Genomic DNA, 25,557 nt, shown 5'->3' on the forward strand with positions numbered 1-25,557 from the left:
TGGCACACATCCCCTCGTCGTAAGCGGTGAAAATGCGGTTAGTACAGAGCGTAGCGAGATACATGCGCGTTTGATGTATTGAAAAGCTAGAGCGTAGCTCGTAAGACAGTGGCGATGACGAGTCATCAGAGCTGGCGGGCTATTCAAGGCATATGGATGTGTCACGAAGTGATTCATCCATCAGGCAAAGCCTGGCTTGGTAGTGATACCTATCGCTATTTTCATCCCGAGAGGGAGAAATAAGCATCTCGGAATAAAAATCAGCACTTTTTTGCCTGAATCGACATTGTTTGTGTTCTAAGATTCTACCTCTTGATAACCATGTTCAACGTAACAACGGATATCAAAATGAATGAGCAAAACAATCCAATCCAACAGTTAAATCAAACCGTCGAAACAGCGGGTGAAACAGCGGGTGAGGCAGGGCGGTTATACCAACCTTATATCTCCATGCCTATGCACTATCAACCAGGAACAAGTAATAACCAGATTGGCAAGGACCGGCGCGTATTAACTATGAAAATTGTGACGCGTTTTGGCTTAACATCGCCAACGATTATTGGCTGGCTTTACGACATTCCACACCGGCTGGCATTAGAGCATTTGAACAAACTTGTCAGCGAGAAATTACTGAGCCTTGTTACCACTCATCGTTCTATCGATGGACGCGTTTACGTGCTCGATTATGCTGGGGCGAAGTACGCCGAAGAGTTGTTATCCGTTGCGGTGTATTTTCGTGCCGGTGAGCCAAGCTTGCGAGTCAACCAAAACACCATCATGCACGACCTTATGATGCAGTACGTTCTGCTCAAAGGAGTGCACAATCAAACAAAAGTTAAGATAGCTAAACCTTACTGGTATTCGTTTGTTACCGAACCTGAGTTTAAGCGGCTTTTTAAATCCAATGATGTGCGTAATGTCGACGGTATAGCGATAGAGCCTGATGGCACTATTGCAGCTATTGAAATCGAGCATTCATTCAAGACAAAGGCTGCAAGGCAAACCATCCTATTAAAGTGGCTGCATGGCCTTAAGCATGGTTATTACGACAAGATCATGTTGTTCTCGCAATCACTGCAAATCTTCAATGACATAAAGAGGCTGCATAGCCAACTTTTTGAAGAGATGCCAATTAGGTTTGATAAGAAGACGCGACAGGTGCTACTAAGTCTGGAGGATGATGCACTGCTTAAAGCAAAGATAGTGCACCGAACGGTGCTGTGTGATGAATTGGCCAAAACTTTTTATTCGTAGCTTTGTATAACGATGAAAAGACACGCAATGTGTCTTTTCCCGGCAGAGCTATAACTTTGAATAGTCTGCAGTATTGTGGAAGCAATTGAACACTTTGGTTAAATTACTAAGCACTGACCGAAGGCTTCCCTGTTCTCCAGTATTAATAGATAGGTCATGAGGTAGTGAATTTTCTTAGTTTGTATTATTGAAGAAAATAGGTACTTAAAAATTACTCTGACGAACTTTTCGCAAGCTTATAATCCTCATTATTTTTGACTTACGCATATGATGGCCCCAATCAAATAAATGTGGAGTGAAGACGGTGTTCGCCACTCGCTTACGAATGAGGGCGGTATTGTCTGCGTTTTGCTTCTTATCACATGAGCCTTCAGCGGTTTTTGGGTGAAAAGTGTATATGCTCATAGTCTGGAAAAACTTGACGGCTTCCCCCTCATCCCGATCAGTTTGAAATTGCATATCTTCGCGCTCTTTGCTGTGACGTTATTGTCTGACTGGCTTGCTGTGATAAAGAGTTCATCCAATCACATGAGCCTTCAGCAGCTTTTGGGTAAAGAGTCTCAGCGACTTGTAATAAAATTCATTATGGATGGCACAGTTAATTCTTCTGGAGAAGAGAACCATGACAACAGCAAGGTAAGCCCACCGATGACCTATCCAAACGTAGGTAACATCACCGCACCACACTTTGTTAGGTTCAAATACATCAAACCGCTTAACAAGTAAGTTAGCGACCTGTAGATGCTCATTCCCACCTTATTTTATAACGGTGTTTATGTGGCTGGCAACTGACTAAACCAAGCTTCTTCATAAGCCTTAAAGCTCTGTAGCGGCTTAATTCAAAACCACGCACCTTAGCTATTTCTGCAACCGTTCTCGCGCCCGCAGAGCCCTGGCTCTCAGCAAAGATTGTCCTAACCTCAGATTAATGGCGTAGCTCTTCTGGACTAAGGGCTTTACCTCGGCTCGCTCAGTCTCGATAGCTGCTACGGTGGACTCCAAATACTTCACATAAAGATAGAACTGGATGATGCTCTCGTTGATCGAGTTCTTCGATTATCTTGAACTGTTCAGGAGTCGGACATCAAGAGTTCTGTAGCCTTTTTTAAAATTTCCTTTTCAAACTCAATCCGTTTAATCTTCTTTTTTAGCTCTTGAATTTCTATCTGCTCTGGCGTGATGGCTGACTCTTTAGGGTGTTGCCTGCTCGTTCATTTCTGAGCTGACTGACCTATTTACTCACTGTTGAAACACCAACACCATGTGATCTGGCTGCCAGCTCTTGCGTGTAACCTTGATCTAGAACTAACTGTGCAACTTCTAGTTTAATTGCTGCGGTATAACGCTTACGTTGTTGTGATTTCTTGCTCATTCTGTCACCCATTTTGAGTATGCATAAAGCATATCATTTCTTTCTTAACGGGTGGCTAGAAATACTATGCCACTATACCTGAAACAGAAACAAGAAATGCAGCTTAAAATTTAAGTAAAGAGTGCCAAGGACCTTGAAAAAAAACATTACTTACATCAATATGTTGCGTGATATGTTAAATGCAATATATGAATTCCTACATTTTCAAAATATTTAAAGAAAAACAGATGGAATTTGTTGGTTGGACAGAAAACGCTATAGATTTGTTCGATAAAAGATGCCTCCAGTTCGCAAAAAATCATTTAAGACTATAAATAATACAATTTTATATACAAGGAAGGTAAGTTGAATTCAAAAAGCTTTAGTGCGCAACTAAAATTAAACATTCAAGCGGGCGCCCCAATAATTCAAATAATTAGTCATGAAACGTTACGTATCCGCGCAGCAACATTTAAGGTGGCAAGTGAACTAGATACTTCTGTCTATATTTGGGATCGAACAAACGGGCTCAGAGAGTACAAGGATTCATTACTAGAAGCATTGTCTAATGACTATAAGCAGCCTCATGAAATTTTAGAACTAATCAATAATAATGAGGGTGACGATGAGATTTCGCTAGAAGGTAGTATCTTTTTAATCGAAGATTTTCACCCTAATCTACAAGAGCATGAGCATGAGAAAATCAGCAGGTTAAGAAATTTCTCCACCTCAGTTTCAACAGGAATGATCACCGATTGCACGATAATTTTATCACAACCGTATCCCCAACTACCGGCTGAACTCGAGAAAGAAATACAAGTCATGATGATGCCATTACCGGACACTCACGATTTAGAAAAATTAGCTCAACAAGCAAAACAACGTTTTCAGTTGGATGATCGTGACTTTACTCCGACACAGCAATTATTAGAAGCCGCACTTGGCCTTTCGACGAGTGAAGCACAGCTTGCTTTTGCCAAGGCAGCTTGCGAAAAACAACGGTTAACCGACGCAGAAATCCCTCTTATTGTCAGCCAAAAAGAGCAGGTAATAAGAAAAAGTGGTCACCTAGAATACTTCCACCCTAAAGCCACTCTTGATGATATTGGCGGTCTTGATAATTTAAAATCTTGGCTCAACCGCCGCAAGCAGTCTTTTAGTGAAGATGCAAAAAGCTATGGTTTAGAAACACCACGTGGCGTACTGCTACTAGGGTTACCCGGGACCGGTAAAAGTTTAGCGGCAAAAGCAGTGGCTAACGCCTGGCAGTTGCCGTTATTAAGGCTCGACATGGGCAAAATATATGGCGGAATAGTGGGGCAGTCTGAAGAGAATATGCGCCAAGCATTACAACTAGCAGAAACGCTATCGCCTAGTATTTTATGGGTTGATGAAATTGAGAAGGGTCTATCTGGCATGCAAAGTTCTGGCTCAACTGATGGCGGCACAACCGCACGGGTGTTAGGCAGCTTCTTAACCTGGATGCAAGAAAAAGAGAAACCGGTATTTGTCGTTGCAACCGCCAATAACATCGCACAATTACCGCCTGAATTACTTAGGAAAGGTCGCGTCGATGAAATTTTCTTTGTCGATCTACCTGTCGAGACTGATCGGATCGAAATACTCAACATACATCTTAAAAACCGTGACCGTCTAGATGACTTTTCCCTACCAGAAATTCAAGAACTGGCCACTATTAGCCAGGGATTTACTGGTGCAGAGCTTGAAGAAGCAGTCAAAGAAGCGATGTTTTTATCATTTGATGCCGGGCGACCATTAGCATTCAAGTATTTAAAAACCGCCATACAAAATACCTCACCATTATCATTAACTATGCACGAAATAATTGATAACACGAGAAAGTGGGCAACAGGACGTGCAGTCCCTGCCAGCAGCGAAAAACCTGAACCGTTAGATAGCAAAAAGACATCAAGCCAAGTACGTTTAAAGCAAGAAGGCGAAAATCCTTTTTTATAAGTAGAAATGGAAGTAGAGGTAGTTATGGAGAACCCTTTTTTTTCTGCGCTTGATAACATCAGCAGCATTAGTGCCGCTGGGTTATCAAAAGGCGCAACAGACACATTAACACCCTTTAGGCATTACCTCGAAAATAGCATTAAAGCATTAGAAGGCAAGCAGGTTCGCTGCCGGTGGAAACCCTTAGCTTATGAGATTTACCAATTAATACCGCAGCAAAATATTTATCAAGTAACTCCCACTTCTGTTGTTGAGGTTCAAGATAACAACTTAGGCTGGTATGAGATCACTGAAGAGATCGATGGTACACCACTTGATGATGATTTTATGCCAGATCCTGATGATACAATTATCGTCGGTAAAGGCAGAGAACGGCAGTCATTTGATATAACAGCTGAGGAATTCGTCCAAAGCTGTGGCAAATACAAACTATTCCTGCCTGGACTAGCAGAAATAAAAGCGATTACATGGTCTGGCTATCAATTAACATTACAACCTCTGAGCCTAGATCTAAGCACGCTAAACAGTGTCAAAGTTGATGGTGTTAGACATAAAGCCACCTCAAAAAACAATACCGTCACGATATCAGGGTTAATCACCCCAACATCTAAGCTAACGGTTGACGATATTGAACGTGATTTTATTATAGTGAGTGCATGCGTTCTTACCCAATTAGAAAAACTTAATCCGATTAATAATGGTAACTGCTGGTTGGTATTCAACAAAACAAAGCCAGCAATCAAACATGCTACCATCACTGATATAACACAAGACTCATTAAGTAAATTATCAGTAAGTCATTTTAGTTATCACGACAAACCATTAGTAGCACAGCAGTGGAACCTTAGTTACAAAAAAAACTCTGGGTTTTGCCTGCAAGCACACCAATCAGATCAACAAGCGATTAGTGACCTTGTTTGTAACGAATATCCGCAACTCGAACTAACGGTAAAAAAAGAGTCAATTAAAGAGCACTGGATCCAGCTTATTGAACCCGAAAATTCTGATGATAACGGTAAATCCGTTTTAGATTATTTCTTTGAAGACTACGTCAACATTCATCATGGTGAGAAAAACAAGAATAGCAATCGTGATCCTGGTTACAAGGTCATAAAATCAAAGCCTGAAGAACGTCAGTTACTATTAGCAACTAACGCCGATAAACAAAGACATAAGTCTGTATATCCTCAAATATTAGACAAATCCACCTTACGAGTTCAGGTAGATACATCGCAACTAAAAAAACAACGAGATGCGATTAATAACTTAATGCAGCGCCCAACGGCAGGACAAGCAACGCTAATTAAGCTTTTACAAAACCGGGATAATATCCAGTGGCCACTCCTAACTCCCTACGCCAAATCAATTGACTGGAAAGTACTAAGCGATCCTAATTTTGATGGTTGTAAAGAGCAGCGCGAGTTTGTCACCAAAGCATTAGGCTCTAGTGATTTTACCATCTTAGATGGCCCGCCGGGCACAGGTAAAACGACCACAATCTTAGAATTAATTGTTCAATTAGTACGCCAAGGTAAGCGCATTCTGCTGAGTGCCTCAACGCATGCTGCAATTAATAATGTGTTAGAGAGGGTTGAAGAAAATGACCTGCTTGATGAAATATTCCCACTGCGTATTGGTGATGAAAATAAAGCAACAAATGTTGAACATTTTCAGTATGACAATCAACTAAGCAGCATCAATAGCGAATTATCTGGTGATATTTCGGAACAAATATTAGTCGATTCTTCTAATTTAGTATGTGGGACTACCATTGGGATTTTAAAGCTATTTCGGCAGCGAACCTTGTCATTAGATAATGGCACAGCTCCGTTTGATGTCATGATTATTGATGAGTGTAGTAAAACAACCTTCCAAGAGTTTTTAGTGCCGGCCCAATACGCTAAAAGCTTTGTATTAGTGGGTGATGTCAAACAATTATCGCCGTTTACCGATCGTGAACAAATTGTATGTAATCTACAGAAGCTAATGTTAAAGCCAGGTCGTGGCCATGAGAAATCATCCAACTACCGAACACCCGAGTTGCTATCACCAGATATCCAGCAAGCGTGTTTTTTACTCGAAGAGTTAAGAGGCGATCAAAAGAACCTCTATAACAATCAGCTAATCGTTCCTGTTTCAACTGGAGTATTGCAAGCTCTAGGTAAAGAGATAGAAGCAAGATCTCACCAGTGCGGTGAGCTTAATAAGCTATTACTTATTGGCGAACGACCAAATGAAAGTCTTAATATTTATGGCCCCCACCAGATCCTAAATAACCCAATGCCACTTTATCACCATAACATCTGTTTTATCACGCCAAACGCCTTAAATAGTTTGGAGCGCTGCCTACCAGTCGATGCAATTATGCTAAGTGAACACTGGCAATCGAAGCGCCATGCCTTTATGCATAATACTAATTACAAAAACAAACAAAGTGTTGATTTTAGAAAAGATCACAAAAAAATATCGACCGATATAAACCAAGCATACTTAAGCCGAATTAAAGAAAGCAATTGGGCAGAAGAGCTATGCTGGCGGTTAGAGCGAGAGTATTGGTTACGCTTATCATCAGGAAAAGGAAAAACCAAAGGACTTGAAACTCAGATCAATAGGTTGCTCCCCGCAGCAATTAATGTACTTGGGCGCGTGCACGGACTTAAGAATATCGCCTTTCCGTCGATCTTAGAGGCACTATCAGGTGACGGATTAGTCAAGCGTAAAGTTGACTCTGCTACCACCTTAAACCAAGGTTTTCATCACACTGAAAAATCACAGCGCCATACAACATTAACCTATCAGCACCGGATGCACCCTGATATTTCTTCTTTTCCACGCGAGCAATTTTATAACAAAAATTCGCTATTTGATGGTAAACAAGTCAGTGCGGCGCGCCAGTGGAATTATCCAAGGTATGCCAAGCATAATGTCTGGATTGATGTACAGGGCAGTGTATATAAAAACTCTAACAGCAAAGAAGTAAATCGCATCATCGATGAAATTGAACGTTTTTGTAAGTGGGCACAAGCTAAGGTCAAAAATAGCAAGAATGAGCCTTATGACATGGCGATTTTGACCTTTTACAAAGGCCAAGAAAATGCCTTACGGGAAGCGCTTCAAAAACTCACTGGCAATAACAGATCCTATGCAAAATTTGATTACCTTGGCATTCAGATAAAATTGGCCACGGTGGATTACTTTCAAGGCCAAGAAGCTGACTATGTAATGTTAAGCATGGTCAATACAACCCGAGATGGCTTTCTAGATGCGCCAAATCGCTTAAATGTAGCGATCACCCGCGCCAGATATCAGTTAGCGATTGTCGGAGACCATAGCTATTTTTCAGGCTCGCATCCGAAGCCGCATCCGCGCTCGTACTCTCCAGAATTAAAGCAGCTGTCTAAAGCAAAAACATGCCTGACGATGCGCTAAGGAAAATATAAATGAACCACCCAAACAACAGAACGCAAAAAACAACCAGTGGCTTTGGCGGACTTGAAAAATTAAAAGAGAGTACTGCTACTAAAACAATTGCAGCGTCTAACAATAAAAAACCGCGACATGCAGCTAAAGAACAGCAGTCAAATCATGGTGTAGTGAGTAATGAAAGTAACCGAGTTTTTTCAGTGTGTTTATCACGCCAACTCAATGTTAAGCGCTATCCAGTTATCGCGACTATTTGTCTACTACAAAAAAGAGATGACATCGTTAGCTTGCTCAAGCAGACGCAACAAAATCCGAGTAATTTACCGATAAGATTAACATCCTACTTAAAAATGGAAGGCCTGCTCAGCCACGACAGCACATTAACCGATAAAGCTAAACGGGTGTGCACCACGGGAAAAATGCCTATTAGCGAGCGTGGACTTTATCATATTTGGTATAGCGATAACGATCCGCTGTTAGGTACTAGAGCATTATTAATCCAACGTGATAACGCCTTTAAAGAGCCAAAACATCAGGTAATGTACAAAGGACGAGGTGCAGCTCAGTCAGCCTTTGCTATTAACTCACCGGAAAATAATCCGCAAACTCTAACGGTTAAATTTTCGGGAAATGAAAAAGAAAATAACAACAGATTAAGCACTGAAGAGATCATCTCTATTTCACCAGAGGTTATCTGTGGTGCCACCGACAATAAGACGCTCAACTTAACTTGGGACCTTACTTTAGACAGTTCAAATGTAACGCTCAAAGGTCCATTAAATATTTTATCCGGACATGATTTAAAACAAACCAGTCGGGTCGATTTTGAATTCCAACAGGGTGAATATTTCTCAAAAGCCCCTATTATTTTTTCATCACTGGCAACACATCTGAATGGACACTGGCAACAGCAGATTAAGCGAGCCAACGTTCCGTTTACGCTAACTAAACAACATCAGGGAATGCTGAGTCAATTTAGCTTAAATAATTATCCAGAATTTAAAATGGAGACTCAATATGGTCACTTTGACCATGTTAATATACAACACTTGCCAGTTGAGCCAATTCAAGAAGAAGCTAGTCAATGGCACTTGGCCTGGTTAGAGCGTTATCATGCCAGCAGCTTTAAAGAAACAGGGAGCGCGGAAGCTGATCAACTATCATGGCTTGCTCAGCCAGCACTTAAGCAATACAAATTAGTACCGTTATCGGGCAATGACCTTATTGGAACTTTATCTAAAGATAAGAATCCTCACGCTTATTGGCACTGCGCCGCAATCAATGATTTAACCCCAAGCCTTTCGTCTACTGCAGCACTGCCATTAACCTTAATTGATAAAGAACCAGTCGATATAATACAACTCATTAGAAAACTCTCTTTAGATAAGCCTTGCACCCAATTTATTTACTCAGACCGCTACATAAGAACTAACCGACAACAGTCATTGCTTAAGGTAATTGCACAACCATTAAGTAACTCTGAGATAACCATTTTTACGGAATTAAGTGACGCGGAAGCACTAGCAGATAAATGCCCGGAACTATGGAGTATAGAATCGTTCTCTAAGCGTGCCGACAATCATGACCGCTACTGGATATTTCAATCAAATGACCATACTACCGCCTGGAAATGTACCGTTAGCTTGGACTTTTTAACCAGTAAAGATTCCGCTTATTACGCTCACGGCTACCCAACATTCACTCCAATAGTTATTGAGCAACTTCCAGAATATTTACAGCGTGCACTAGCGCACAACACGCTTGAGGTAACAGCATAATGGGTACATTAGAGATACAACAAGAATCGTTTACTAAGCATTATCACGATGAATTATTGCCGCCTATTTTTATCGATCAGGGCTGCGCAGCCGAAGACAACCTCAGTTTACCTGCCTTTATTGCGGCTGTAGAACAACAAATAATTATCAATTTAATTGATAATACTCGACTGACCTTGCTACTGGCAGCAGATCAATTAACTAACGCAGACATAATTAAAGCACTACAAAATTCTGCCGATAAAGGCATCAGGATTTATTTGTATTTAGGCAATGAACATAAAAATAAACAGGCGATTAGTGCGCTATCCAGTCGCTGCTTAATTCGCACTGGCGAACCACAACAAGGAGCATTGCTAATTAGCGATCATGCTACATTTTCGCCAGTTGGTCATATCTTAAATTCATCGACTGTCTTCACCAACAATGATGACGATGACAATTTCTTTATTATATTAACAGCAGCACAAATCCAAGACACTTATCGTAGTTTTTGCCATTTATTTTGGGATAAAAGCGAAAAACAAGTCATCAAACAAGGTGAGCAATCAGACAAAGCAGTAACAAATCCTGCTGGTACCATCATTGTTAATCATCAATATCACCTGCCGGAACAATTAGCAGGTAATTTTACTCAGGTAAGTGACATAAAATTCTGCCAACTAAATCATCATGATTTAGATGTCTCATTATCAAACAAACTATTACGGGCAACTAACAGCATTCTAGACCTTAACAAGGCCGCACTAGCTGAGTCATTAGTTAATGATAATAAAAAGGTGGCACTAACAGACGTAAATATTCCCAACATAGTGGCCACAAACAGTGGCTGCTGGTTCATTCCTGATGGCGCAACAAATCAGCAGGTTAATTGGAGCCTCAAGCTCAATCACCAGCAATCGGCTGAACTCACCAACAGCCTCAACCAAGTCTTTGCAGCAGCACAATGGCAACTCGACAAATCACGTTCTGTTGAGAACATAGACTCACCATTGATGTTTGTTGATGAAGCTAACCGCGTGTATCAATGCGAACAATCTATAGAGCTTGAGCTTGACCCCATTTACACTGACAGCATGGATAGTTTTTTATACGATAACATTGAAGTTCTAACCAGTTCAGACACCGAGTTAACTCGTGAATACCTAGCAAAGAGCATTCATTATTACGTGCAACGTCATCCTCCTTACTGCCCGCAATCCGCCAGTAAATCCCAGCTATATAGCAAATGGGACAGCGCCAATAATAACTGGTTAACTGCACTAGCAGATCTGGAAGTCAAACTTGATAGACTTGATAAAAAACGCACATCGGTATCACAATCAATTTTATCTTTTTTCAAGAGCTTTTCACTTGGCCAGCAACACAAACATAAGAAACTTAAAAAGAGTATTTTTGAGCTTACTCAGCCAGACATGATCACGGCTACACCTGCCGAACGAGCAGAGCAACAAAAAAACTATCTTGACTGCTTTAAACAGCTTTCTCACGATGATGATGCCACCGACCAAGCGATAGACAAAGCCAAGCTAGAAAAGCAGTGGCACGACAAAAAAGAACAATTAACAAAGAGCTTACAGCATAAAGAAGATATTTATTCACAAGAACAACACAGCATAAATACCCTAAAAAAAGCGGAGGAAGACAAATATACTCAAGCATATAATGAGTTTGTCGTAAGTCGAGATAACGCCGTAGTAACACTCACTCAAGAGCTAGTTCAAGGTAATGACAAACTAGCGGTAATGTCACTACAGCAGGCAACTCAATGGCTCAATAAAAATAGCAAAAGCAATCCGAAATTAGCCAAGTTATTAACGCAACATTCGATGCGAGTAAAGGAGATTAAAAGTTCGCACAATAGTAAAAAAACGACAAAAGAAACTAAAGAAAGTGAAAATGTGCAACCCCAGAGGCAGATTTTAGCTAATGAAGAGTTATTTATAACTAACTGGAAAAAACAGTGTGAACAAACGCTTAATAAACAAAAAGAAGAAATCAGTAAAATCTATTTAATGGAGCCTACCGCGTTGGGTGAATGGCTAACACAGAACACCAATAAGTCATTGAAAAAAGCGCTTGAAACTCATACCCAACTCCGCAACAAAGTGACACGAGATTTAGATTCAGCACAAAAGAAACTAGATAACGCTTTTAACGACCAGAAAATTGCACAAGATTCACTTGATAAATATGGTTCTACATTTTCTTATCGTAAAACTAACGAAAGCGATGAACTAAGTAAGCAACTAGGCAACAAGAAAAGTAAAAGCCAAGCTAATAACATCAACTGGCCAAATGAAGCACTGCCAATTTATCATGAACTGGAATTATTCGAAGCAAACGCTCAACGCTATCTGACCTTATCATCACTTGATTTATTAGAGCAGGCACAGCAGGAAGCGCAACGTCTAAACGCCAAACTGTGTGCACCACAGCAAGCAAGAGAGGATACATAATGCCTGAGCAACAAATCACATTAACCATCGATGAGGAAGGTGCTATAACCGCCAAGACAAGTGGGTTCAAAGGCGAGGCCTGCTTAGAAGCGCTTGAAGAGCTGTTAGGAGAAACAACCGGGCTTATTCAGGTTAATACCACCGATGAGTATCACCAGCAACAAGCGGTTCAGTTTCGTGAAACGATTAAGTTAAGGAGTTAAGCAATGAGTGCAGTGATCAAAACAGCCACCCCTTTCACTATTAAAGAGGTACTATTTTCTGCGCTAGCAAGGCTAGGAGCTGAGCCTGTATCAATAACGGCTGAGAATATTAATAATTTTCGAGAGCAGTCGAATGTCGCCATTGGCGATATCATCACCAACCGCCGAGATTATAACGGCTTACAGCTATTTTGTTTTAATGGCGATGTCTGGCAACTGCAACATGATCAAGATGAATATGCCACTCGTATTGTATCAGCTACACAAAAACAGTATCAATCTGTGAGTCGCTTTTTAAACGAGTTAAATGTTACCTATCAAGGCTGTTATCAGGTACATCTCGACAACATTGCAGAGCTTGAAAGACAACGCATTGAGCAAGAAAGAATTGATAGGGTAGAAGCGACCCGGCAGCAGGCAATTGCCAAAGCGAAGGCACAAGGATACAGTGTAAAAGAAAAGCATATCCGAGGGAAAATTCAGTTAGTACTAACCCGCTCAGTTTAATATGAAGAACTTGTACAGTACCCAGTTTAATATTTCTCACATTGAGCCTGCCACCCATATTTATGGGCCTGGCAGGCGCTTTGCCGTGTGGCTGCAAGGTTGCTCGCTCGCTTGCAAAGGCTGTTGGAATAAACAAATGTGGTCATTTAAAGCCAACGAACTAATAGATCGCGAAACGCTACTAGCTAGAATTCTTGCCGAACAAGATATTGAAGGGATCACTTTGTTAGGCGGCGAACCACTCGAACAAGCTGAAAACACCCTCTGGCTAATCCAAGAAGTCAAGCGCCAAACGTCCTTAACAGTGATGTTATATACCGGATATACCAAGTCAGAACTTGAGCTGCAACAACTCTGGACAACCCTAGAAGCCAACGTTGACTTGCTTGTGACCGGCCGATATCAGGAAGAACTTCGAAACATCAATAACCAATGGTATGGCTCAGAAAATCAGGAACTAATTTATCCAGAAAAATCACGAATCGATCAAAGATCACAACCTCTCAACGAAGTAGAAATTATTATTGAGCCAAGTGGTGAAGTGCGAGTGCTTGGTTATCCAACATAATGTGCAGTGGGATCAGCCTATTTTCTAAGGTACTTGGTGCCCGAAGCAAGTTAGATACGCCGAAATAGTAACCAGTTTTGATTGTTTTGATTTGCACCATCAAAACTGGACACAGAGTTGAGTGATTTTCCATACTTTTAGTTATTCAACTCTTGCTAAATTAACAACAGCGATGACACGATTTTGTCCAGAAATGAGTAATAACGACAAAACCTAAATCGAAGAGATAAATAATCAGGTGTAGATGCGGTTGAGGGCGTTGGTGGCAAGGTGAGGTATCGCGAAGTGATACTCTTCGAACGAGAGGCTGGGACACCGAGCTGGCTGTTAAACATGGATGTTGTTTGGAGGTGTCGAGCGTATAGGGACATATTTATGGCGTCCCACCGAAGTACCTGTCCAAGCCCCTCAACTAGGCAGGCAAGTAGTGGGGTTGTAGTGTCATAGTTAATTTGGCCCGTGAATCATCGCTATATTCCCTCCTTATCGAGGTCAACTAAAATTGAACTCGATAAGGCATTCCTATTGACACGATAATCGGTAATGCATGAACAGTGGAATAGTCAATTCATGTAGTTACCTGACAATTATTTACCAGCCTTGATAGTTTTCGAGTAGCCTCTTTAGAATGTCCTTCTGCGCATCATCAAGTTGCATGCACATCTCACCAAACTGAGGGTAGCGAAAACCGCGAGCAAGCTCCTCCCGTTCATACTTGTTAGCAAGGTCAATCTTTGTTGTTTCAAGGTATTCACTTTTATCAGCAAGGCTTAGTTGCATCATTAGTTCCGTCGTGTGTCGAGTGTTGTAGCAACTTGCCAAGGCGTAGCTCAAAAGCTTATCTGCAGAGCCTTTGCTGTTCAATATGAGCTTTCTAATATCGATGTCGATTTCATAAATATCTTGAACTTGGTTAAGGTCCGGTCGGTGTGGGGCGAGGGTGTAGCCGCGACCTAAATAAATCAGACAGTCTTTGACCGCATGTAAAAACTTAACTTGTTTAGGGGAGTCTTCTCTAACGGGTAACAGTCGATCAACTAGCATGCCTGTTAGCTCTTCTTCCGTATTATCGATATTTGGAATTGCTACTCTGGTATATTTAACCTTTCCTTCTTTAACCCACCAAAAACCAGTGTAGCTATTGTCGTCAGAGTAAAGGCCAAACTCACTATGTTCGATCCCAAATGTTGACTTTACAAGCTGAGGCAACGCTTCGCTGAAGCTTTGCACGTTATGAATACCGTTACCCCAACAAATGGATTTCATGGCCTCTGTGTGGCTTAGGGATTGTTCCTTTTCAAGCCCATTTGCATTAACCTTTGCTTGCTCAACCGTTAAGCCTGTTGGAAAAATGAGTACATTCTCAATTAAAGATAATTGAGTTAAGTGGTGTGTATCTTCAATTCGGCCCTCAGCTTTGGGAGCTGGGGACTTTGCTGCAGTGTTAATCTTGCTGTTCATAATAGGTTCCAGACACTTGCAATCGTCACTTGTAGTCGTCACTTACAAATCGATTTGGGCAAGCGTAAAAGTCACTGCCGCATATATAGTGATGACGGCAGAATAGTTAATAAGTAAAAGCGTTTGTTGTTTTGGCTCAATAGAGCCTCGGTCGCTGACCGTCGTTATGTACGATTTGTCTTATCCACACCGATGCAAAATGCAATTGATGCCTGTCTATTAACCTAATTTTTGTCTGTGGTGCTTAACCTAGAGAAAGCCTAGAGCGCCGAAGAAAGCGAGCCTGATGGCTCGCTAGTCATTGCTATAAACTATCCTCTAGTTTTTGTGCCCAATGTTGCTCGGCTATGTCGAAGTAAATTTCTGGCGGTAACCCAAAAATCGCCTCAAATTCATCATCAAATAAGCCGCAGAAGCTTTGTATTTCTTCTTTGAGCAGCAGTAACACCATGTACATATCCAAATCCTCCAGATACTGACTATCAAGCTCTGGATGCTCTTCTTGTATTGATTTACTGATGCTCATGCCTAAAATCCTCCCTGCAGAATCTCTATGTTGATAGATGTATCGATTAAAACTTAATTCCATAGCACCGCCTTCTGTTACTTGGTGGCCTGCCAGTAACAAAACAGTGCTATGGTCGCTCCAGGGCGACTTGGATTGCCTTTGATACACTCTGATAAAAGATGACTTCTTATCGCTCATAGTGGCTCCTAATTGACTAATGATTTGTCCTCATCAGTAGTTAGGATTGCCGCATGCGAATTATTGAAGTATTGGCGAAAAAAAGTTATTACCTGTTCTTGTTGTATTAGCGATATTTGCTTTTTAGTTAGGTGCTTCCTTAGCGAAAATTCCAAGAAATTCACCTCAGTTTCCAATCTATATTGGTCTCGTTCAGCGTACTGCAACTCTTCTGTAAGGCTGTTAGATACCTCGTTAAGTAACCTAACCAGTGCGTTTAATTGGACTAAAAAACTCGCCTGCATCTATGTTCTCCTGTTGTCTTTATTGTTCATCAACTAGGTAGGAACTAGAAAAGCGAGTTTTGCTGAGTTAGCGGTAAAATAATGAAAATATTTTCACTGCATATTAGATTTCATTACATGTAGTCGATATAAGTGCTCACAAAGTGAATGAGGATGTGACTTTCTAATGGGTCATCAATCTCAGCCCAAATTCCTTTTTGAACGTCAAAGTAGAGTTTTTGGTACTCTTCATAAAAATCCAATTCGTTCGAATCTTCTTCAGTTTGTAGTTGCTCGATGAGTTTAGAAAGAACTGTCAGAGCATTATTTAATTTCTTTTTTTTCTGCGTCAGAATTTGGCAGCTTTCGTCCAAACTCATTTCTTCGTTATCTAGCTCTTCCGTTGTCGGTTTTAGCTTGTTCATTGTTTACTCCATTTTATTAGGTAAATGGGAGTCGATTGACTCAGTTGTTTGTAACAATGAATAGGTAGTTTCATGGATGGCAAACTATGTCTTTTTAGTGCAAAATTCCCCAAGGATTCCCCAACGCAGTTTTTAATCGTCTGAGTTTATTCGTCTTTATATTGCGTTACTGGGTCTATTTTTTGTACAGCAAAGTGGGTTAGGGTACTGATATGAAACAAATTTCTTCTGTTCTCTTTGTATGTATGGGTAACATATATCTTGAATTTAATTGTATTTTTGAAGTGCTTTATCGTAGTTAGAACCAGGTCTAATGACCTTCTTATCGCTTTTTAGGCCGCCGATAATGGCATAGAACGGATTTTCATTTGAAAGGCCGCCGTACCTTCATGGCGTTGTAGCATCCGCAACATATCACTTGAATAAATGTACGTTGTAGGGGATTAACAACAAAATCAAACTAATAAAAAGAATGGGGTATGGATACAGGGATACGGATTACTCTTTTATGAAGATAATAGCGGCTTTCCTCAGAAAGCCGCTATGAACCTTTTTTAATATGATATGCAGTATGTTTGTCGGTTGTATTTAGTTTACCTTATACTTTCATTCAGTATAAATGTAGCCTTCAAAGGTAATTTATCAAAACTAGTTCCTAAAAAAATGGTAAATTCTCCGGGTTCAGCTAACCAGTCGTTACCTTTTTCATCCCAAAAAGACATATCGTGATTGGTTAAAGTTAATGAAACTTTTTTAGTTTCACCGGGTTGTAAGAATACCTTTTTAAAACCTTTTAATTCTTTATCTGGTCTTATAAGACTAGACTTATTGTCTTTTAAATAGAGTTGTAAAACCTCTGCACCAGAACGTTCGCCAGTATTTTTCACATTGAGACTAACCGTTATTGAATTTCCATTTGATATTTCCTTTGAGGATAGCGTAAGGCTGGATAATTCAAAGTTTGTATAAGAAACCCCATGGCCAAAGTTAAAAAGTGGTTTTATGTTTTGCTGCTCAAACCAACGGTGGCCTATAAAGACTCCTTCTGAATAGAGAGATTCAACAGCATTGTAATCATTCAGTGCGATAGGAGCGGTATCTTCAAGTTTTTTAGGCAGCGTAAAGGGCATTTTACCGCTTGGGTTTACATCACCAAACAGCATATCAGCAACAGCATGACCGCCTTCCATGCCGCTATAGGAGTTCCAAACTATGGTGGATGCTTTGTCGACCCATGGCATTTCTACTGCACTACCTGCAGTGATGAACACCACGGTATTAGGGTTAGCGGCAATCAGTTTTGTTATCATCTCATCTTGTTGATTAGGGAGCACGAGATCAACTCTGTCGATAGACTCCCTATCATCGCTATGGCTAAGCCCGCCGAAGTAGATCACCGCATCCGCATTTCTTGCTGCTGTTAAATACTCATCTTCAGTATTAAAGAGTTTATTAGGCGTATCCCAGCCAAGGGTATAGCCATCATTGCCACTATAGTCGATTTCGAACTGGTAATCTTTGTTCTGTAAAAGAGAGATATGCTTGCTCAACACTTCGCTAGTAGTTCCATCAAACTGCATCACTGATTTGCCATCGATCTTAATATTTAATTTACCTTTGGCGGTGACTTTTAGAGTATGGACACCGGATTTCAGTGGTTTTATTGCCGCTTTCATGGTTATGAAATGAGCTGTACCAGCGGTAGTTAGACTTGAGGTGGTAAACTCAGAGTCGGCTATCCAAGACTCTTCGATAAGCTGTTGACGGCTCTCATCTGAAAAGTAGCTAATATTCCACGATGGCGTACCTGTCCAGTGTCTAGTGGCTAGGTAATCGTTGCTGATTGGCGCTAGTTTACTACTTTGAGCGCGCATAACTGTAATATTTGTTTTGCCAGCTAGTTTATCTTTAAGGCCTTGCAATGGCGTTACCTCATAAAGTGATTTTACCTCTGATGAACCGCCACCTAAGCCATGTTTCTTATCAAGATTAGGGCCAAGGACGAGAATGTTTTTCACTTTATCTTGTTCAAACGGCAATACTTGGCGATCATTTTTAAGTAATACCATTCCTTCTTCGGCAATTCTTCTTGCCGCGCTGCGGTGGGCGGTAATATTTCGCTGGCCAGCGAGACGGTAGTTATCCATCATACCTATACTGAGTTGTACCCTTAGTATTCGTGTGACTTTATCATCGAGTGCCGCGACAGGTACTTCACCCGCGTTAATCATTTTAATCAGTGGTTCGGCGAGAAAGTAGTCTTTGTAATGTGGTACATCAGTGCCCATTTCGAGATCTAAACCGTTGACGGCAGCGTCATAAGTATTGATATCTACATTCCAGTCAGTCACGAGCAACCCTTTGTAACCCCATTCACCTTTAAGGATATCCATGACCAGATGTTTACTTTGGTTAGCATTAGTGCCTCTAAATTCATTGTATGAACCCATCATGGCGTAAACGTTAGCTTGTTTTACAGCAGCTTCAAAGGCGGGCAGGTACACTTCTCGTAGAGTACGTTCGTCAGGCTTAGCATTAACCCCTGTTCGGTTTAGCTCTTGAGTATTCAGCGCGTAATGTTTGATGGTGGCGGCAACATCATTTTTTTGAATCGCGATAATTTGCGGTACCACCAGCTTCGATGCCAAATACGGATCTTCACCTAAATATTCAAAGTTACGCCCATAGAGCGGTAATCTTGCCAAATTAACGCCTGGCCCGAGAATGAGATCTTTACCACGGTGACGGGCTTCGCTGCCGAGTACTGCGCCATGCAGGGTCGCCATGCAGGGTCGCCATGTCGGTATTCCAGCTGGCGGCTACCGCAGTTAAAACCGGTAGATAAGTTGAGTAATCACTTGTCCAATTTGCCGAGTTCCAACTGTCACGCTCTATCTCATGGCGCACACCATGGGGGCCATCAGATAGCCACATTTCGTGGATCCCAAGGCGTTCAATCGCGGCGGTGGTGAACTTGCCATTGGCATGAACTAAAGAGACTTTTTCAGCCAGTGTCATTTGTGGTAATAGCGTTTGAATGGTTTGCTCTACTTGATCTAAACGCTGCTGTAGCAGTGGCCGACTAGGTTCAACTAAGCCGACATCTTCATAAATGGTTTGCTTTACTTGAGTTTCAGCTTTGGTAATAGGGGTTGTAACCAGAAAGGCTGAGATAACCAAGCTGCTAAGGGCTAATTTATTAATAATAGGACGCTTCATGCTAAATTCCGTATTAGTTTATTGAAGTGGCGATAGGGTTAAAGCTTTTATTCTTGGCCCCCGCTCATTGAAAATCGATAAATATGTTGGCGGTGAGCCTGCCAGTTTCTGGGTTACTGTCGATATCCTTAGCAGTGTTTACAATGCTGGAATGTAGTAAATTACCGGGATAGATCACTAGTCTATTTGGGCGGTATTCAATCTGCTCATATAGGTCAAAATGATGGTTGCTCTGGTTACAGTAACCTTGCTTGGGCTCCCCATTTAACTCATTGTGTTTTTGTGCAGCATCAAAATAAGGCTGACAACGTTTTTCGTTGATTAGCTCCCAGCGAGTTGGTTTATGTCTAAAAAATCCAGTCGGTCCGTGAACATTTGGATTTAAGTAATGCACGATGGCAAAGTAGTAGGGTTTTGGGGTATCGAAATGCGGCATTCTTTGTAAAGGAGAGAGAGCACTTTCTTCACGAGTGATCAGTGACAAAAACATACCCTGGGGCTTGAGTCTTAGCTGCCGCGGAATGTTGTAGCACTGATAGATCCCTTGGAAAACAGCATCGATCACTGCTTTGACGTATTCACAAGGAAGCTTTGCCCTGATCCCTGGGTAGTATGAGTTGTTATCGTTTTTGAAATCAGCCTCTGTAGTCGCATAAGTGATAATATTGTCAGTGTTTAAACTAAAGTTATCTATGACAACAACAGGCGTTTTTTCCTTACCGATTAATTTGATTTTTGGCGTGGCGGCTGGGTTTACTGTAGTTAGGTTTTGCGACATATTAATGTAACCAAGTGAACTGTTTTCGTGAGTATATTTACAAGGCTTTATTTCGCTCTTTAGTGCTAGAACGACATAAAGCCTTGCAGTGTTTACATCATTGGCGATTTACAATAGTGCTGAATGAAGTCGTAATGGTGGGGTAGGTTGTCATTTTTTCGTTTTACCACACTTTTAATATTGTTTAGGAAAGCTTTTAATTCTTCATCTTCCATCATATCGACAATAGGATGATATTGTTTAGGGTCAATACCTTGGCCTAACATCACTTGGATCCAAGAACTTTCACCAAACAGTTCATTGGGATATTTGTATACTTTGGCTGCTGCGGCAAACATCTCTAGCCGATGGGCAAGTGATTCGGGTATTGGCATGCTTGAACAGTAACGCCAGAACTTGCTGTCTCGCCTCTGGGTGACGTGATAGTGCAAGATAATGAAGTCGCGTACGTTATCAGTTTCAAACTTGGTCTGCGCGTTAAATTCGTCAATATCGGCTTGCACTAAACCTTGTGCTGGGAACATTTGCATTAAACGCACAATGCCGCGTTGAATAAGGTGAATGCTGGTGGACTCAAGCGGTTCAATAAAACCACTTGAGAGTCCAATGGCGACACAGTTTTTGTTCCAGTGCTTACGTCTGGTGCCTGTTTTGTATTTGATGACGCGAGGCTCAGTTAGCAGATCGCCCTCAATATTATCGAGCAATAACTGTTTTGCCTGCTCATCAGTCATGTATTTACTGCAAAATACCAGTCCATTGCCGGTTCGGTTTTGTAGAGGAATACGCCACTGCCAACCCGATTCACGTGCTATAGAGCGGGTATAGGGAACTGGCGTGTTGGTGGTGGTGGTTTGCACGGCAATGGCACTGTCACAAGGCAGCCAGTGGGACCAATCTTCAAAGCCAGTATGCAATGCATCTTCAATCAACAAGCCTCTAAAACCGGTACAATCGATAAAGAGATCGCCTTCAACTAACTGTCCAGAGGCTAACAATAGGCTCTCGATTTGGCCATCTTGTTGATTGAGGTTTATTTCAGTAATCTTACCTTCAATACGGTTGATGCCATGTTGTTCTGCAATTGTTCTAAGGAATTTTGCGTATAGCCCTGCATCAAGGTGATAAGCATGGTTTAAGTCTTGATTTGGCAATACTGCAAACTTACCAGTGCGTGAGCCAAGGTGTTCGGCGCAGTAGTCGCCGATTTCGCTGGCAAAGCCTTTTTCACGGCCCTTTAGCCAAAAGTGTTGAAAACCCGCCGCCCAGCAATCTTTACCCAAGAAACCAAAGGAGTGTAGGTAGTCTTGATTCTCATCGCGCCAATTTTCGAATGATATCGCCAGTTTAAAAGTGGCATTGGTCGCCGCCATAAACTCTTGCTCGTTAATCCCCAGTAAGCGATGAAATACATGCAAGGTTGGAATGGTGGCTTCACCAACTCCGACGGTTGGAATATCGTCTGATTCAATTAAACTCACATTAAGGTTTTTACCAAGTAGCTTTGACAGCGCGGCGCCTGCCATCCAACCTGCAGTACCACCACCGGCAATGACGACATTTTTAATTGGCTTATTTGTATTCATCATATGTCCTTAATCAGCGCAAACTAATGGCTTAACGCTTTAATTTATTTTGTAAGTCAGCACGTAATTTTCGCGCAGATAATTCATCGATAGGCAGCGACAGCATTCCTTGAGCATGCTCTGCAATATGGTCTGTGTCGTGAAGTTCATGTTCAAAAACATAGTGATTAAACATCGCTTGCCACGCTTTACGTTGGGCTATTGGTAAGCTTCGCAAGCTTAAAATAGCGTGTTGCAATGCATTAGTTGGCCTGCCCATATAAGCTGCTGAGTCTCGCCACCAGTGAGTGACTAGCACATTAATCGCATCAAGTGCTTCGACGTGATGCCACCACATACTGGGAATAAAGAGCGCATCACCAGGCTCAAGTTCTGCAACTTGTGCTGCTTCAATCGCCTGTTGAAACTTAGGGTACTTATCAAAGTCAGGGGTGTGAAAGTCGACCATACTGATGTCCTGTCCACCGGGGGACAGCTCCATCGGCCCCACGTACAAGTTATCTATCTGCTCGGGTGGAAACAGGGTAAAGCGGCGGCGACCAACAGCAGAGCAGGCAAGGTTATTGGGAAAGTCAAAATGCGCGGCAATTCGGCTTTGATTGCCAATCCAGACGCTGGTTAAAGGCTTGATATCATCAATTGCAAGTGGATTGGCGGCGGCAAAACCTGGTAGCCAACGGTTTACTTCGGTAGAGCCGACATACAGTGTTGGCGGTGTCTCGTCGTCTCTATGCGATAGTAGTTTGTCAAACAACTGCCTTAAATCAACCTGACTGGCTCTAAAGTTAAAGCCTGTGAGTTGCTCATTATAAAACACTCTGCCTTGGTGCTCACTTTCACCAAAACAAGCAGTTACCGGCACACCACTGTAAAATTGAAGTAAATAATCAATCGCAGCTTGGGTAGATTGCTTACCTGCTCGAACCAATGGCCACTCGGTAGCAAAGTCTTTTAAAATCAGCGGCTGCGTCGACGATAATACAAACTCAGGAATATCGCCTGGTTTGCAATGACTTATCTGTTTGACACTGTTTTCGACTGCTAACATAAATACACCTTATTCTGTAACCGCTTACATCAATGGGCAAAAAAACTACTGTTCTATCTGCTTGTTTTTCTTATCCAATAGTGTGCGAATATTGGCTTGTGAAGCCATCGTCATATAGATAGCTTGCAGATAACCTTTGTCATGCAGCTCAGCTAAATTATCACTTGAAAGTGTTTTCAGTTTGTCTTCGTTGACGGTATAAAAGCCTATCATTTGATGCCTGCTGCCGTTATTTAGCTCAACATCTAAGGTAAAAGATTCAAGTAATTCAAATTTAAGTAGCGCTTCAATAAAGCGGTCACTGTCTTCTAATCCGTTATGGATGACATCTAGCATATCCGCAGCAGTATCGAGGAAGGGCGTATTTCCACCAAACTCAAGAAACAGCGGTTCACCTTGCTCCGTGCTCACTCGTGGGTTATTAAGATCAATGTGCAGTACTCGTTGCGTTTTCTGCACACCATCTTCCATTATATTTTGGCTACCGATTAAGAATGGCTGACGTTTTATGGCCAATGGAACGTAAGATGCCTGCCATTGGCCATTTTCTAGAAATAGGTTTTCTTTATCTTTAAAGCCAAACAGCGCCACAGAGAAGAAACGACCCGTTTGTGGATCTTTTTGGAAAAAAATCGGGTAGTGGGCTTGTACACTTCTAAATTCAACCGGGAAGGTCAATGAATACCAAATATTATCGCCATAGTGCGCAGAGTGTTCGGTGATAACTTTAAGATCTTTATGTTCAATGCTGTTGAGCATGACGTTGTTGTTTGGCATTTGGGTCGAGGCTTGTGCGGTCATTTTGACTCCTTTTTATTCTTTATCGTTGCTTTAGTCGCTATATTTTAGGAAAACCAAATTGATGAACTTTATCGAGTAGTGCTCTATTGCTGGGCAGTGCTGAAAGCAACTGATGACTACGTTGATTATTTTGTTGAAACAGTGCCATGGCCTTTTCTTGCTCTGTTAGCTTTATGTAGCGCGGTGGCACACTGTTAAAGCCCATACCAAACAGCACATATTGAAAGCTAGCCGCTGGAAATAGCGCTTCGGTTTCAGTGATATCGTAAGAGTAGGGTTGTTGATACTGCCACAGCGTTAATTGTTGCTGTAAAGACTGTGGTATTGAGGCTATGTCTCGGTTGTCACGCCAATACTCGGAGTCGTCACGTTGACTGATGGCGTAATGCAGTTTGAGAAAGTCGACGATCTGACGCCAGCGCTGTAAAAACTTTTCATTGAAACGTTTGGCCACTATCTCCATTGCTTGACGGTTTTGTGGCAACTGTTCGCTGATCATCTTTGCTGATTGTTCAATGAGTGCGAGTGCTGATGCTTCTAGCGGCTCAATAAAGCCTGCGGCAATGCCGACAGCGACACAGTTTTTATGCCAAAAATGGGCTCTGTGGCCAGGGTTAAATGTTATTTTTCTCAGCGATGCTGACTCAGCCTGTGCTTTACTCATACTCGATAACAGGTAACTCCGTAACTCGCTTTCAGCGCGGTCATCATCAGTGTGGCTGCTCGAGTATACGTAACCGACGCCACGGCGTGAGGGCAGGCCTATATCCCAAATCCATCCAGAAGATTTTGCGGTTGAATGGGTACAGGAGCTTATGGCGCTTTGTTGGTTTTCATAAGGTACTTGTACCGCTAAGGCTGAGTCATTAAACAGCACAGATTTTTTTTCTATGAAAGGCACTTGATAGTGTTCACCGATCAGCAGTGACTTAAAACCACTGCAATCAATAAATAGATCGCCGCTTAGGCTGCCATTGGATTGAGTTTTTAGTGCGGCAATATTGCCGTCATCATGGCTGCAAATTGAGTCCACATGATCGACGATATGCTGAACACCCAATTTCTCGGTGCAGTGACGCTGTAAAAATTGAGCAAACCTTCCGGCATCTAAGTGGTAACCATAATTGGCATTGCACTCATACTCCGGCGTCGAAATGAGTTTAGGTGCGCGCCCTTGATCGCAAAGTCTGCCTTGATAAGTTACCGCATTAGTAAATGAAACTTGTTTTTTATGGGCTTGCCAATGCTTAGCGAGATTAATCTCGTTAAACTGACTTGGTAGAGAAAACGGATGATAATAGCTTTGGTTATCGAGCGGGGCTTTATCCGAGCTTGCTGTAGCAGGTGAGTGTAACCAATCGATAAATTTTGAGCCTTGCTTGAAGCTGGCGTCACACTCAATCATAAATTGGGTTTCAGAAATGCCCATTTTCCTGAGCGTGCCGCGCATTGATGGCCAAGTACCTTCGCCGACACCGATGGTGGGCACCTGTGGTGATTCAATAAGAATAACTTCGAGCGTACGTTGCGATGGGGTTTCAACAACATTAATATGTTCAGCTGCAATAACCCCCGCAGTGAGCCAACCTGCTGCTCCGCCACCTACAATTATCACTCTTTTAATTTCGTTACTCATACTGCTTGACCTATTATTTATTTTTATTAAGTCACTCTTTTATAGTGTTAATCTATATTGCGTTAATTAATTTCATGGTTTGTTACAACTAATTAACCTTTGCCAATATAACCT

General features: G+C 41.7%; 18 protein-coding genes and 2 pseudogenes. 9 read left to right on the plus strand and 11 right to left on the minus strand.

Annotation, left to right across the window (positions count from 1 at the left end; translation table 11 throughout):
- Positions 1 to 348: 348 nt before the first annotated feature.
- Positions 349 to 1,254, plus strand: coding sequence for a hypothetical protein (locus ACVBIO_RS16470; RefSeq protein ID WP_447173014.1), 906 nt, complete (start codon positions 349 to 351; stop codon positions 1,252 to 1,254).
- Positions 1,255 to 1,857: 603 nt separating this feature from the next.
- On the opposite strand, the pseudogene ACVBIO_RS16475 reads toward ACVBIO_RS16470, so the two are convergent.
- A pseudogene (locus tag ACVBIO_RS16475) lies at positions 1,858 to 2,626 on the minus strand (IS3 family transposase); the annotation flags it as partial.
- Between the two features lie 345 nt (positions 2,627 to 2,971).
- Between ACVBIO_RS16475 and ACVBIO_RS16480 the strand changes: the two are divergent.
- The 7 genes from ACVBIO_RS16480 to ACVBIO_RS16510 are packed head-to-tail and all read left to right on the plus strand — an operon-like array spanning position 2,972 to position 13,520.
- Positions 2,972 to 4,582: an AAA family ATPase gene (locus ACVBIO_RS16480; protein ID WP_447173015.1), complete on the plus strand. Its 1,611-nt coding sequence runs from the start codon at positions 2,972 to 2,974 to the stop codon at positions 4,580 to 4,582.
- Positions 4,583 to 4,606: 24 nt separating this feature from the next.
- Positions 4,607 to 8,011, plus strand: a complete 3,405-nt coding sequence (locus tag ACVBIO_RS16485; RefSeq protein WP_447173016.1) for an AAA domain-containing protein — start codon at positions 4,607 to 4,609, stop codon at positions 8,009 to 8,011.
- An 11-nt stretch (positions 8,012 to 8,022) separates the two neighbouring features.
- The gene (locus ACVBIO_RS16490) at positions 8,023 to 9,783 is read left to right on the plus strand and encodes a hypothetical protein (RefSeq protein ID WP_447173017.1); all 1,761 of its coding nucleotides are present in this window, start codon (positions 8,023 to 8,025) and stop codon (positions 9,781 to 9,783) included.
- Positions 9,783 to 12,242 (plus strand): hypothetical protein, encoded by a 2,460-nt coding sequence (locus ACVBIO_RS16495; protein ID WP_447173018.1) that lies wholly within the window; start codon positions 9,783 to 9,785, stop codon positions 12,240 to 12,242. The genes ACVBIO_RS16490 and ACVBIO_RS16495 overlap by 1 nt, the downstream gene beginning before the upstream one ends.
- Positions 12,242 to 12,445 (plus strand): DUF2997 domain-containing protein, encoded by a 204-nt coding sequence (locus tag ACVBIO_RS16500; RefSeq protein WP_447173019.1) that lies wholly within the window; start codon positions 12,242 to 12,244, stop codon positions 12,443 to 12,445. The genes ACVBIO_RS16495 and ACVBIO_RS16500 overlap by 1 nt, the downstream gene beginning before the upstream one ends.
- Before the next feature lie 3 nt (positions 12,446 to 12,448).
- Entirely contained in the window at positions 12,449 to 12,952 is a 504-nt protein-coding gene (locus tag ACVBIO_RS16505) for a hypothetical protein (RefSeq protein ID WP_447173020.1), read from the plus strand.
- A 1-nt stretch (position 12,953) separates the two neighbouring features.
- A complete protein-coding gene (locus ACVBIO_RS16510; RefSeq protein ID WP_447173021.1) occupies positions 12,954 to 13,520 on the plus strand; it encodes a 4Fe-4S single cluster domain-containing protein in 567 nt (188 codons plus the stop codon).
- 591 nt (positions 13,521 to 14,111) lie between these two features.
- Here ACVBIO_RS16510 and ACVBIO_RS16515 read toward each other — a convergent pair.
- The 3 genes from ACVBIO_RS16515 to ACVBIO_RS16525 all read right to left on the minus strand — a co-directional run bounded on the left by ACVBIO_RS16515 (position 14,112) and on the right by ACVBIO_RS16525 (position 16,375).
- Positions 14,112 to 14,981 carry a hypothetical protein gene (locus tag ACVBIO_RS16515; RefSeq protein WP_447173022.1) on the minus strand — a complete coding sequence of 290 codons (870 nt, stop codon included), beginning with the start codon at positions 14,979 to 14,981 and terminating at the stop codon, positions 14,112 to 14,114.
- A 304-nt stretch (positions 14,982 to 15,285) separates the two neighbouring features.
- The gene (locus ACVBIO_RS16520) at positions 15,286 to 15,687 is read right to left on the minus strand and encodes a hypothetical protein (RefSeq protein ID WP_447173023.1); all 402 of its coding nucleotides are present in this window, start codon (positions 15,685 to 15,687) and stop codon (positions 15,286 to 15,288) included.
- A gap of 397 nt (positions 15,688 to 16,084) precedes the next feature.
- Positions 16,085 to 16,375: a hypothetical protein gene (locus ACVBIO_RS16525; protein WP_447173024.1), complete on the minus strand. Its 291-nt coding sequence runs from the start codon at positions 16,373 to 16,375 to the stop codon at positions 16,085 to 16,087.
- Positions 16,376 to 16,814: 439 nt separating this feature from the next.
- Here ACVBIO_RS16525 and ACVBIO_RS16530 point away from each other — a divergent pair.
- Positions 16,815 to 16,922: pseudogene (locus ACVBIO_RS16530) on the plus strand (transposase); the annotation flags it as partial.
- Between the two features lie 46 nt (positions 16,923 to 16,968).
- On the opposite strand, the gene ACVBIO_RS16535 reads toward ACVBIO_RS16530, so the two are convergent.
- The 7 genes from ACVBIO_RS16535 to ACVBIO_RS16565 form a co-directional block, all read right to left on the minus strand.
- Positions 16,969 to 19,161, minus strand: a complete 2,193-nt coding sequence (locus ACVBIO_RS16535; protein ID WP_447173025.1) for a glycoside hydrolase family 3 C-terminal domain-containing protein — start codon at positions 19,159 to 19,161, stop codon at positions 16,969 to 16,971.
- Positions 19,109 to 19,594 (minus strand): hypothetical protein, encoded by a 486-nt coding sequence (locus ACVBIO_RS16540; protein WP_447173026.1) that lies wholly within the window; start codon positions 19,592 to 19,594, stop codon positions 19,109 to 19,111. Before ACVBIO_RS16540 ends, ACVBIO_RS16535 begins: the two co-directional genes overlap by 53 nt.
- 64 nt (positions 19,595 to 19,658) lie before the next feature.
- Positions 19,659 to 20,372 carry a DUF6445 family protein gene (locus ACVBIO_RS16545; RefSeq protein ID WP_447173027.1) on the minus strand — a complete coding sequence of 238 codons (714 nt, stop codon included), beginning with the start codon at positions 20,370 to 20,372 and terminating at the stop codon, positions 19,659 to 19,661.
- A 92-nt stretch (positions 20,373 to 20,464) separates the two neighbouring features.
- On the minus strand, positions 20,465 to 21,958 hold the full coding sequence (locus ACVBIO_RS16550; protein ID WP_447173028.1) for a tryptophan halogenase family protein: 1,494 nt from the start codon (positions 21,956 to 21,958) through the stop codon (positions 20,465 to 20,467).
- 31 nt (positions 21,959 to 21,989) lie between these two features.
- Entirely contained in the window at positions 21,990 to 23,006 is a 1,017-nt protein-coding gene (locus ACVBIO_RS16555; RefSeq protein WP_447173029.1) for a cupin-like domain-containing protein, read from the minus strand.
- Between the two features lie 45 nt (positions 23,007 to 23,051).
- Positions 23,052 to 23,807, minus strand: coding sequence for a SapC family protein (locus ACVBIO_RS16560; protein ID WP_447173030.1), 756 nt, complete (start codon positions 23,805 to 23,807; stop codon positions 23,052 to 23,054).
- A 37-nt stretch (positions 23,808 to 23,844) separates the two neighbouring features.
- Complete coding sequence (locus tag ACVBIO_RS16565; protein ID WP_447173031.1) at positions 23,845 to 25,443, minus strand: tryptophan halogenase family protein; 1,599 nt, start codon at positions 25,441 to 25,443, stop codon at positions 23,845 to 23,847.
- Between the last annotated feature and the right edge of the window lie 114 nt (positions 25,444 to 25,557).

This window comes from Shewanella sp. 0m-8 (assembly GCF_052977265.1).

What these genes read in the sequence shown, in the direction of transcription:
- ACVBIO_RS16540 (WP_447173026.1), bottom strand. Translation starts at nt 19,594, where the DNA reads ATGAAGCGTCCTATTATTAATAAATTAGCCCTTAGCAGCTTGGTTATC.
- ACVBIO_RS16515 (WP_447173022.1), bottom strand. Translation starts at nt 14,981, where the DNA reads ATGAACAGCAAGATTAACACTGCAGCAAAGTCCCCAGCTCCCAAAGCT.
- ACVBIO_RS16520 (WP_447173023.1), bottom strand. Translation starts at nt 15,687, where the DNA reads ATGAGCGATAAGAAGTCATCTTTTATCAGAGTGTATCAAAGGCAATCC.
- ACVBIO_RS16485 (WP_447173016.1), top strand. Translation starts at nt 4,607, where the DNA reads ATGGAGAACCCTTTTTTTTCTGCGCTTGATAACATCAGCAGCATTAGT.
- ACVBIO_RS16535 (WP_447173025.1), bottom strand. Translation starts at nt 19,161, where the DNA reads ATGGCGACCCTGCATGGCGCAGTACTCGGCAGCGAAGCCCGTCACCGT.
- ACVBIO_RS16505 (WP_447173020.1), top strand. Translation starts at nt 12,449, where the DNA reads ATGAGTGCAGTGATCAAAACAGCCACCCCTTTCACTATTAAAGAGGTA.
- ACVBIO_RS16510 (WP_447173021.1), top strand. Translation starts at nt 12,954, where the DNA reads ATGAAGAACTTGTACAGTACCCAGTTTAATATTTCTCACATTGAGCCT.
- ACVBIO_RS16470 (WP_447173014.1), top strand. Translation starts at nt 349, where the DNA reads ATGAATGAGCAAAACAATCCAATCCAACAGTTAAATCAAACCGTCGAA.
- ACVBIO_RS16555 (WP_447173029.1), bottom strand. Translation starts at nt 23,006, where the DNA reads ATGTTAGCAGTCGAAAACAGTGTCAAACAGATAAGTCATTGCAAACCA.
- ACVBIO_RS16495 (WP_447173018.1), top strand. Translation starts at nt 9,783, where the DNA reads ATGGGTACATTAGAGATACAACAAGAATCGTTTACTAAGCATTATCAC.
- ACVBIO_RS16560 (WP_447173030.1), bottom strand. Translation starts at nt 23,807, where the DNA reads ATGACCGCACAAGCCTCGACCCAAATGCCAAACAACAACGTCATGCTC.
- ACVBIO_RS16490 (WP_447173017.1), top strand. Translation starts at nt 8,023, where the DNA reads ATGAACCACCCAAACAACAGAACGCAAAAAACAACCAGTGGCTTTGGC.
- ACVBIO_RS16545 (WP_447173027.1), bottom strand. Translation starts at nt 20,372, where the DNA reads ATGTCGCAAAACCTAACTACAGTAAACCCAGCCGCCACGCCAAAAATC.
- ACVBIO_RS16500 (WP_447173019.1), top strand. Translation starts at nt 12,242, where the DNA reads ATGCCTGAGCAACAAATCACATTAACCATCGATGAGGAAGGTGCTATA.
- ACVBIO_RS16565 (WP_447173031.1), bottom strand. Translation starts at nt 25,443, where the DNA reads ATGAGTAACGAAATTAAAAGAGTGATAATTGTAGGTGGCGGAGCAGCA.
- ACVBIO_RS16525 (WP_447173024.1), bottom strand. Translation starts at nt 16,375, where the DNA reads ATGAACAAGCTAAAACCGACAACGGAAGAGCTAGATAACGAAGAAATG.
- ACVBIO_RS16550 (WP_447173028.1), bottom strand. Translation starts at nt 21,958, where the DNA reads ATGAATACAAATAAGCCAATTAAAAATGTCGTCATTGCCGGTGGTGGT.